At 70.0% G+C, this 9452-nt stretch carries 6 protein-coding genes and 2 pseudogenes; 6 read left to right on the forward strand and 2 right to left on the reverse strand.

Annotated elements, in window-relative coordinates:
- The first annotated feature begins 404 nt into the window (after positions 1–404).
- From CV1CTNOD_RS12105 to CV1CTNOD_RS12125, 5 genes and pseudogenes are all read left to right on the forward strand, one after another.
- On the forward strand, positions 405–812 hold the full coding sequence (locus CV1CTNOD_RS12105) for a YciI family protein (RefSeq protein ID WP_131786218.1): 408 nt from the start codon (positions 405–407) through the stop codon (positions 810–812).
- A 7-nt stretch (positions 813–819) separates the two neighbouring features.
- The gene (locus CV1CTNOD_RS12110; protein ID WP_131786219.1) at positions 820–1959 is read left to right on the forward strand and encodes an RNA polymerase sigma factor; all 1140 of its coding nucleotides are present in this window, start codon (positions 820–822) and stop codon (positions 1957–1959) included.
- 237 nt (positions 1960–2196) lie between these two features.
- Positions 2197–2466 (forward strand): annotated as a pseudogene (locus CV1CTNOD_RS12115) (transposase); the annotation flags it as partial.
- A 151-nt stretch (positions 2467–2617) separates the two neighbouring features.
- Positions 2618–3598, forward strand: coding sequence for a threonine ammonia-lyase (locus CV1CTNOD_RS12120; RefSeq protein WP_131786220.1), 981 nt, complete (start codon positions 2618–2620; stop codon positions 3596–3598).
- Between the two features lie 401 nt (positions 3599–3999).
- A complete protein-coding gene (locus CV1CTNOD_RS12125) occupies positions 4000–5010 on the forward strand; it encodes a CHC2 zinc finger domain-containing protein (RefSeq protein WP_242606621.1) in 1011 nt (336 codons plus the stop codon).
- Between the two features lie 320 nt (positions 5011–5330).
- Here the strand turns inward: CV1CTNOD_RS12125 and CV1CTNOD_RS12130 are convergent, their stop codons facing one another.
- Both CV1CTNOD_RS12130 and CV1CTNOD_RS12135 read right to left on the reverse strand, forming a co-directional pair.
- Positions 5331–6491, reverse strand: a complete 1161-nt coding sequence (locus tag CV1CTNOD_RS12130; RefSeq protein WP_242606622.1) for an ISAs1 family transposase — start codon at positions 6489–6491, stop codon at positions 5331–5333.
- A gap of 169 nt (positions 6492–6660) precedes the next feature.
- A complete protein-coding gene (locus tag CV1CTNOD_RS12135) occupies positions 6661–8319 on the reverse strand; it encodes an IS1182 family transposase (protein ID WP_131786221.1) in 1659 nt (552 codons plus the stop codon).
- Positions 8320–8387: 68 nt separating this feature from the next.
- Between CV1CTNOD_RS12135 and CV1CTNOD_RS12140 the strand changes: the two are divergent.
- Positions 8388–9446 (forward strand): annotated as a pseudogene (locus CV1CTNOD_RS12140) (IS110 family transposase); the annotation flags it as partial.
- Between the last annotated feature and the right edge of the window lie 6 nt (positions 9447–9452).

Here is a 9452-nt window from a genome sequence, read left to right on the forward strand (position 1 = left end):
CCCACCGGTAGACGGTCACATGATCGACGGCCAGGCCACGTTCGGCCAGGAGTTCCTCGACCATGCCTGGCCAAGGATTCTGCGGATGCAACAGACCCCGTGCATGCCCTCCACGCCGAACAACTCATCGGTCCGAGCGCACCACGACGCGCCAGGACCACACGTACAGTGACGCACACGAGGCCTTCTCCTGATTCAGGTGTTTGGTCGCTGCTGATCGTGGAAGACCTCGTTCCGTCTCGCCCTCGCGCCACGCCGTGGACCCGGACACCACGAGACGGCTCACCCAGGCTCATCTACGGGAGCCGAAAAATTCGGACGGCGATGTCGAGAACCCGTGACTGGCTCCGTCCCCGCGGTGAACGTGACCACCATGGGTCGCATCAGCACCGAGGAGAAACACGATGGCCAAGTACTTGCTGCTCAAGCACTACCGCGGCGCTCCGGCTGCGGTCAACGACGTGCCGATGGACCGGTGGACGCCGGAGGAGATCTCGGCGCACATGCGGTACATGCACGACTTCGCGGCCCGGCTCGAGGGGACCGGCGAGTTCGTCGACAGCCAGGCACTCGCCCCCGAGGGGACGTTCGTCCGGTACGACGGCGAGGGTCGCCCGCCGGTCACCGACGGCCCGTTCGCCGAGACCAAGGACCTCATCGCCGGCTGGATGGTGATCGACGTCGACAGCTACGAGCGCGCCCTCGAGCTGGCCGGGGAGCTGTCGGCCGCCCCTGGGGCGGGCGGGAAGCCGATCCACGAGTGGCTCGAGGTGCGCCCGTTCCTGACCGCGCCGCCCACCATCACCGAGTGACTCTCGGGTGAACGAGGCCCTGCTCCGGAGCCTCACGCCGGGCGTGCTCGGGATCCTTGTCCGCCGCGGAGCCGACTTCGCGGCGGCCGAGGACGCCGTGCAGGACGCGCTGGTCGAGGCGGTCCGCGTCTGGCCGGCCGACCCGCCGCGGGACCCGAAGGGCTGGCTGGTCACCGTGGCCTGGCGCCGGTTCCTCGACGCGGCCCGGGCGGACGCCGCCCGCCGCCGGCGTGAGGACCTCGTCGACGAGGAGCCGGCGCCCGCGCCCGCGGTGGACGACACGCTCCAGCTCTACTTCCTGTGCGCCCACCCGTCGCTGACGCCGTCGTCCGCGGTCGCGCTCACGCTGCGCGCCGTCGGCGGGCTGACCACCCGCCAGATCGCCCAGGCCTACCTGGTGCCCGAGGCGACCATGGCGCAGCGCATCAGCCGGGCCAAGCGCACCGTCTCCGGCGGGCGGTTCGACCAACCCGGCGACGTTGCCACCGTGCTGCGCGTCCTCTACCTGGTCTTCAACGAGGGCTACTCCGGCGACGTCGACCTCGCCGCCGAGGCCATCCGGCTCACCCGGCAGCTCACGGCCGTGATCGACCATCCTGAGGTGGCGGGGCTGCTCGCCCTCATGCTGCTCCATCACGCCCGGCGCGCCACCCGGACCGCGCCCGACGGCAGCCTGGTGCCGCTCGCCGAGCAGGACCGCGGCCGGTGGGACACGGAGTCGATCGTCGAGGGCGTCGAGATCCTGCAGGCGGCGCTCGCCCGCGACCGGCTGGGCGAGTTCCAGGCCCAGGCCGCCATCGCGGCACTCCACGCTGACGCGCCCACCGCTAAGGAGACTGACTGGGTGCAGATCGTCGAGTGGTACGACGAGCTCGCGCGCCTGACCGACAGCCCGGTCGTCCGGCTCAACCGCGCGGTGGCCGTCGGCGAGGCCGACGGACCGCGCGCCGGGCTGGCGGCGCTCGCGATGCTGGACGACTCACTGCCCCGCCACACCGCGGTGGCGGCGTACCTCCACGAGCGCGACGGTGACCTGGCGACGGCGGCACGGCTGTACGCCGAGGCGGTCCACAAGGCACCCAACCTCGCCGAGCGCGACCACCTGACGCGCCAGGCCGCCCGGCTCAACGCCCGCCGGTGTCGCTGACGGGTCGCGCTCGGATTTTCCCGCAGTACCTGGCGCGGCTCCGTGGCCAGAGCGGTCGCCTCACAGCGAGTAGGCAGGTCGAGACCAGCTGCACGACGCGTTGCGAGCAATGATCAGAACCTGTGGATGGTTCTCGGCGGGGTGACGTGAAGGGGCGCACTTCCCGAGGAAGATCTGGAAGCCGTAGTAGTTCTGATCAGGACCGGTGTTGGCGCACCGGCTCGGGAAGGTACACCCGTGCTCACCGTGGTCCCTGACCCTGCTGCTGGCGATGACTGCTCGGCTGGTGGGTCCTCGTTGATCGATGAGATCGTGCGCGAGGGCGCCCGTCGGATGCTGGCTGAGGCGGTGCAGGCGGAGGTGGATGCCTACGTCGCCCGGTTCGCTGATGAGCGCGACGCCGACGGTCGCCGGCTGGTGGTGTGTAATGGCTCGCGTCGGTCGCGGGAGGTTCTGACCAGTGCCGGGGCGGTCGAGGTCACCGCGCCGCGGGTGAACGACAAGCGGGCACAGTAAGGCTGCGGTCACCACGGTGGCAGGTCGGACAGATCGCACAGCATTCCCTCTCCGTCGGTGCTGACTCACCTCCCAGTACGGGCACCGGTCGCCGGGCGTTCACCCAAATGGAACAGCGCCGGCGGCGCTACGCTGCTGTGTCGTGCAGGAGACGCGCCTCGACACTGCTCGGATCCGGGTGGCTCGCCGGGTAATCGACCCGATTTTTCTCGACACTCCGCTGTACCGCTGCGAGGCGCTGGAGCCCGACCTCGGGTGCACGGTGAGCATCAAGCTCGAAACGGCGAACCCGGTCCGCAGCTTCAAGGCCCGCGGCACCGAGGTGGTCGCGAGCCTGCTCGCCGACAATGGCTCACAAGCCGTGGTGTGCGCCAGTGCGGGCAACCTTGGCCAAGCCCTCGCTTGGTCCGGTCGCGGCCGCGGGCTCGACGTCACCGTCGTGGCATCCCGCTTTGCGCCTGCGGCCAAGCTTGATCGCATCCGCGCGTTGGACGCCAGGTTGGAGCTGGTGGACGGCGACTTCGACATGGCTCGCGAGCGGGCGGCGGCCGTCGCGCGGTACGACGGCATCCGGCTGGTCGAAGACAGCCTGGACATCGAGACCTGCGAGGGCGCGGCGACCATCGGCCTGGAACTGGTGGACACCGTGCCGTCGTTCGACGCCGTCCTGATTGCTCTCGGCGGCGGGGCGCTGGCCACCGGTGTGGGTCATGTGGTGAAGGCCCGGGCGCCCGACGTCGAGGTGATCTGCATCCAGCCGCTGGGCGCACCGGCGATGACACACTCGTGGCGCGGGCGGCGCGTCGTCACCACCGACTCGACCAACACCATCGCTGACGGCGTCGCCGGCCGGCGTCCCATCCCGGCCGTCCTGGACGACCTCCTCCTGGTCGCTGACGACGCCGTCCTGGTCCAGGAGGCGTCGATCATCGCCGGTATGCGGATGCTCCTCGACCACGCCGGCCTCGTCGTCGAACCGTCGGCCGCGCTCGGCATCGCGGCGATCCTCGAAGACCGTGACCGCTTCGCCGGCCGACACGTAGTCACCATCGTCTGCGGCAGCAACGTCGACGTAGACGCCTACCACCGCTGGGTCGGTGCGGCTCCCATCCACAGGTCTTGACAATTGCTCACGCGTTGCCGACGAGGAAGCTTAGCGACGACAGGCGCGCTGGAAGCGTGATGTCTCAATAGACCCGCCCGTTGAAGTACCCGGTGAAGGTGACCCATCTGCGACGGTTCGGCTGCCCGAAAAGCGGCTCACCCAGGCTTGTCTACGAAGAGCCGGAAAAGGAGTCGACAGTTGCCATCGCCGACGTATCGGGGGCCATCGTTCCGCTCATCGCCGCAGCTCAGCGGGTGGTGGCAGGTGCCGGTCACAGGGGACCCGGCGGCCTGGGGCGCTCGTGCCTGAAACGCGCCGGCATACGTGTGCGAACCGGCCGGCGCCGGTTCCGCTCTGCCTCCTCGTATTCACACAGCGGGGACGCGAGGAGCCCGCGTCCGCGAATCGGGGAATGTGTGATGCCGAGAATCGACCGGGACGCCGTCCTGGCGGCCACCGACCTGCCCGCGCTCGCCACCGAGATCTGCGGTGAGCCGCGCGGCCGGGGCGCCGGCGCGCGCTGGCACTGTCCCAACCCCGTCCACCCCGACAACAACCCCAGCATGGGCGTCTACCGGGCAGCCCGCGGCCACCAGCGGTGGAAGTGCCACGCCTGCGGCGAAGGTGGCACCGCCATCGACCTCCTCATGATCTCTAGCGGGATGGGGGTCCGCGACGCCCTCACCGAACTCGCCCGCCGCACCGGTCTGGACCCGGTCACCTCCGCCGACCCCGGCCGGATGCCTCGCCGGCCCGGCGCGCACGGCCCGCTCGTGCCACACTCCGCGTCGCCGGCGACGACCTCCGAGCCGCCACCGGAACCGGACCCGGCCATCGCGGAGTTCGTGGCCGCAGCGGCCCGGCTGCTGTGGGAGCCGATCGGTGCCGGTGCCCGCCGCTACCTGCACGGCCGCGGCTTCACCGACCTCCTCCTCGCGGTCAACCGGATCGGCTTCGACCCCGGGCCACGGCATCTTCCCCGTCCCGACGGCCTGCCCCACCGTGGCCCCGGCATCGTCTTCCCCGTCCTTGATCCTGACACCGGCCGCGCTGACTACTACCAGCTCCGCTACCTCAACCCGGCGATGGAACACCGTTACGATCAGCCGGTCCGGGAGCGTGCCCCCAACCCCAGGATTGCGTTCCTGGCCACCGTCGAGACGCCCCGCTCCGACGTCGCGGTCATCTGCGAGGGCTTCCCCGACGGGCTCACCGTCGCCCATACCGGCCTGGCCGTCGGCGCCGTGCTCGGCACCGCCCACGCCGGGGCCGGTAGCGCGGAAATCCTCACTCAACGCATTATCACGCGCTTCCCGCAGGCCACCACATTCATCATTACGACACCGCCACCAGAACCGACAAGATCGCAGCCGGACAGAACGCCGCCAACTTGGCGGATCGGCTCGCTCAGCAAGACCGACTGGTCCTGAACATCATGCCGCCCGCCGGGATTAAGGACCTCAACGTCTGGTGGCAGCGCGGCCCGGACGAGCTTTACCAGAGGCTGACCGCCACAGTTGACCACTTCGCAGGGTCTCTGCCTCCACCAGATCTATCCGATCCGGCAGGTAACGATCAACCGCTTAGCCCCGGAGGGGGCATACTCGGTCGAGAGGAGCGGACAGCCCGACTGGCCATCGCGTCGGAGCGTGGGCCGGCATCCTATGGCTGACGGGTTTGATCGGAGATGGACCGGCCGACCCCTGGCAGGAACCAGGGCTCCGGCGTGATCGCGGTCTGACCGGTTTTGTCAGGGGAAGCCGTGGAGATCGAGTGCGGCGGTCGGGGTGGTGTGGTCGCGGCGGCTGGGTGGGATGAACCGGTAGCCAGCCCGACGCAGCCTGTTGATCACGGTGGAGCGTAGGGTCGCGATGTTGGTCGGGATGTTGCCGGTACGCAGGGTCGAGGCGTCTTCCCCGAAGCTGACGTCACGGACGTAGTGGACCTTGTTCTCCACGTGCCAGTGGCGGCGGGCGTGGGCGGCGAGGTCGGCGGGGCTGGCAGTCTCGGCAGGATGGTCAGTGATCAGGTAGACGGTTTCGCGGCTGGGTCGGCGGTCTTCCCCCACGCCGCCAGCGGATGATCCGCACAGCCTGGGCGGCGTGGGGAAGTCGAGGAAGCCGACGGTGGCAACCTTCAACGTGCGGGTCTCGTCGCGGCCGTGCCCGTGATCGCGGGTGACTTCGACGGTCAGGACGTCGACCCAGGGCAGCCGGGCCAGGCGGGTGTGCAGCAGCGGCTGGTTGGCCTTCACGATCGCGACATAGTGGGCGTTCTTGGCGGTGACGAGCCAGTCGAGATTGGCCCGCACCGTGTGCATCGCATCGAACGTCACGGTCACTCCGGTCAGGTCGAGGGCGGCCAGCAGCGGCGGGAACGCGGTCGTCTCGTTGCTTTTCGCCTCGACTTCGACCTGGCCGGCCAGCAGTCCTGTCCCGTGGGTCGCCACTCCCAGCAGGTGCGCCTGGGTTCCGTCGGCCCGCCGCGCGCCCCGGCTGGTCTTTCCGTCGACCGCGACCGCCGTGGGTAACCCGCCCTCCGAAACGGAGGCGGTGTCACCGAGCAGCGTGGCGACGAGCGCGTCACGGTCCACCCGGGCCAGCAACCGGCGCAGCGTCGCTTCGTCCGGTACCCGATGCCGGCCGGTGAACGGGTCGAACGGCAGCCGCAACCGGGGGAGCTCCGCCGGGCTTGCCCGGGCGACCCACTGCCCGACCGCGCAGGCCGCGTCATGTCCCGCCGCGGTCAATGCGCGCAGCCACACCGCCAGCAGACACGGCAACGGGTAGACCCGGCCCCGCGGCGAACGTGGATCCGGCACCCTCGCCAGCCGATCCCAGATTTCCTCCCGTAACATGCCACCGGCTGCCACCACGCCGGCCACGGCACGAGACGATGCGCCCACAGGCACGCCGCACCCCAGACCACGAAGACGTTAGACACCTCCGTGATCTACAAGCGGTGTGCCTGTCTTTCTGTCTGCGACGCGTGACCCGGCCGTGTCCCCGCCACAGCAGCCACCCGATCACCACACCGACGGGATCAACCGGTCAAATCCCCAACACGCCGGACTCTGTTGGCTAACTCTGCGTAACTGTCGAGCGCAGGGCTGTGAACCTGGTCTGGGACCTCTCAGGGACGGGCTGGCTGTCACGCTCGATCCAGTCCGTGATGCGCGCGGCGTTCATGCCGCAGCCGGCCAGCTGATGTTGAACCTTGGTCTTCTCCAGCCCGATGTAGCGGCATCGCCGCACGCCGTACGCGCGGGCCGCTTCGGAGATGGCGCCCTCGACGCCCGCGCGATGCTGGTAGCGGTGCTTCCATTCCTGACTGTTCTGGTCGGTGCGGTTACGGCGCTGGATCTCGTAGAGCCGCCGGGAGGGGATGACGATCTGACGACCGGCGCTCACGCTCCTGGTGCAGTCGGTGCGAAACGGGCAGGCGTGGCAGTCGGCCGCGGCGACCTCGATCGCGGCACCGTCGCCGGCCATGTGGGGCCGGTGGCGCCAGGCGGCACTACGCCGGCCGGCCGGGCAGGTGGCCGCCCTCGCGCCCCAGTCGATCATGAAGTCGTCGCGGGCGAACCCGCGCCCCGCCGTGGCCTGCCACGACGAGTCGCGGGTCAACGGCCCGACGATCTCGGTCCCGTCGTCCTCCGCCGCGGCGACGGCCTCCGCGGTGACGTAGCCCTCGTCCAGGTACAGCTCGCCCGGCGCCAGGTCCCGCCGGCCGCGCTCGTCGCGGATCGCGCCGAGCGCGGCGTTGTCGGTGGTCGTCGCCACGGTCGTGGAGGCCTGCACGATCAGGTACGGGGCGCCGTCATCGCAGGTCTCGCTCAGATGGACCTTGTAGCCGCTCCAGGTGGTGTCGCGTTTCTGGCACCAGCGGGCCTGCGGATCCCGCGGGGAGTCGACGTGCACGGCCCCCTCGGTGATCCTGCCCTCGCGCAGCCGCCACCGGCCCCGCTGGTCGCGGACGCACTGCTGCTCCCAGATCGCCCGCAGCGTTGAGATCGCCGGCAGCCCGGCCAGCCAGGCGTTCTCCTGGTCGGTATCGACCAGCTCCAGCAGGTCGGCGCCGTCCGCGGCGACCTGGGCGCCCCAGGCCGCGCGGGCCTGCTGCCCTGCGGGCAGCCGGCCTGACTCGATGCGGCGGCCGTAGCGCTCGGGCCATCCGGGGCGGATCCTGGGCCGCAGCCAGCCCGGCGCGACCTCGGCGAGCTGGTCCAGCGCGGCGCGGACCGTCTCGCCCACCATTTCCAGGCGGTTGAGCGTGCGGATCCGCGCCAGCACGTGCGGGGAGTCGGCGCGCACCCTGGCCCCGCCCTTGAGCAGCCCCGCCTCCCGCGCCCGGTCCAGCATGGCATCGAGCAGCGACGCCGCGCGCCCGTCGAGGGCGAGCCGGTCGCGGAACTCGCTGAGCACCGAGAAGTCGAAGCCTGGGTACTCCAGGTCGAGGCTCAGTGCGTACTTCCAGTCCAGCCGGGTGCGGACCGCGTCGGCGGTGTCCCGGTCCGTCAGATCCTCCATTGCCTGCAGGACCCAGACCAGCGCCAGCATGCCCGGGGACCGTCCGGGCCGGCCCTCGGCGGCGAACCAGCCCACGAAGTCGTCGTCGACGAAGACCGGCCCCAGCGCGTCACACAGCCTGGTCACGCGCGTTCCCTTCGGGCACGCCGCGCGGACCACCTCGACCGTACGGACGGGTATCTCGGTGCAGTCTCGCCCGGTCATCGACATGGCCCACCTCACCCGGGACAACGTCACCTGCAAGACGTAACGCTATCAACACCATGAGTTAGCCAACAGAGTCCACGCCGGAGCCCTGGGCCCGACCCTACTTCTACGTGCTGGAAGCGGCCGGGTTCGAGGTGTGGCTGGTCAACGCCCGCGACGTCAAGCACCTACCGGGCCGGCCCAAGACCGACAAGCTGGACGCGGTGTGGCTGTGCAAGGTCGCCGAACAGCAGATGATCCGGGCCAGTTTCGTACCGCCGCTGGCGATCCGCCGACTGCGAGACCTGACCCGCTACCGCATCGACCTGGTCGGTACCTGCAGCGCGGAGAAGAACCGGGTCGAGAAGCTCCTGGAAGACGCGCAGATCAAGCTCAGCGTGGTGGCCTCGGATATCTTCGGGGTCTCTGGCCGGGACATGATGGCCGCCCTGATCGCCGGCGAGCGCGACCCGAAGGTGCTCGCGCAGCTGGCTCGTACTCGACTACGCGGCAAGATCGGCGCGTTGGAGGAGGCGTTCACCGGCCACTTCATCGACCATCACGCGTTCCTGCTCGCCAAGATGCTGGCCCGGATCGACGCGATCAGCGCGGACATCACCGACATCGAAACCAAGATCGAGGCTGAGATCCGCCCTTTCGCGCTGGCGGCGGCCAGGCTCGATGAGATCCCCGGAGTCGGCCTGGTCGTCGCCTATGTGCTGATCGCTGAGATCGGGGTCGACATGTCCCGCTTCCCCACCGCAGCCCACCTCGCCTCCTGGGCGAAGTTCGTTTCGAGCGTCAAGGAGTCCGCGGGGAAGAAGGGCCGCGGCTCCACCGGACACGGCAACCGCTACCTCGCCCAAGCGCTCGGCCAGGCCGCCGTCACCGCCGGCCAGACCGACACCTTCCTCGGGGAACGCTACCGGCGCATCGCGCGGCGCCGAGGGAAGAAGAAAGCGATGGTCGCGGTCGGCCGGTCCATCCTGACCATCGTCTGGCACCTGCTGTCCAACCCCGACGCCCACTTCGAAGACCTCGGCGCCGACTTCTACGACACCCGCATCGACCCCGAACGCAAAAAGCGCAACCACATCCGCCAACTCGAAGCCCTCGGCTACACCGTCACCCTCAACCCCGCCGCCGCCTGACCCACC

The organism is Protofrankia symbiont of Coriaria ruscifolia (assembly GCF_900634745.1).
Classification (GTDB): domain Bacteria; phylum Actinomycetota; class Actinomycetes; order Frankiales; family Frankiaceae; genus Protofrankia; species Protofrankia californiensis.

Coding starts and splice junctions, on each gene's coding strand:
- CV1CTNOD_RS12105 (WP_131786218.1), top strand. CDS start 405: ATGGCCAAGTACTTGCTGCTCAAGCACTACCGCGGCGCTCCGGCTGCG.
- CV1CTNOD_RS12125 (WP_242606621.1), top strand. CDS start 4,000: ATGCCGAGAATCGACCGGGACGCCGTCCTGGCGGCCACCGACCTGCCC.
- CV1CTNOD_RS12135 (WP_131786221.1), bottom strand. CDS start 8,319: ATGTCGATGACCGGGCGAGACTGCACCGAGATACCCGTCCGTACGGTC.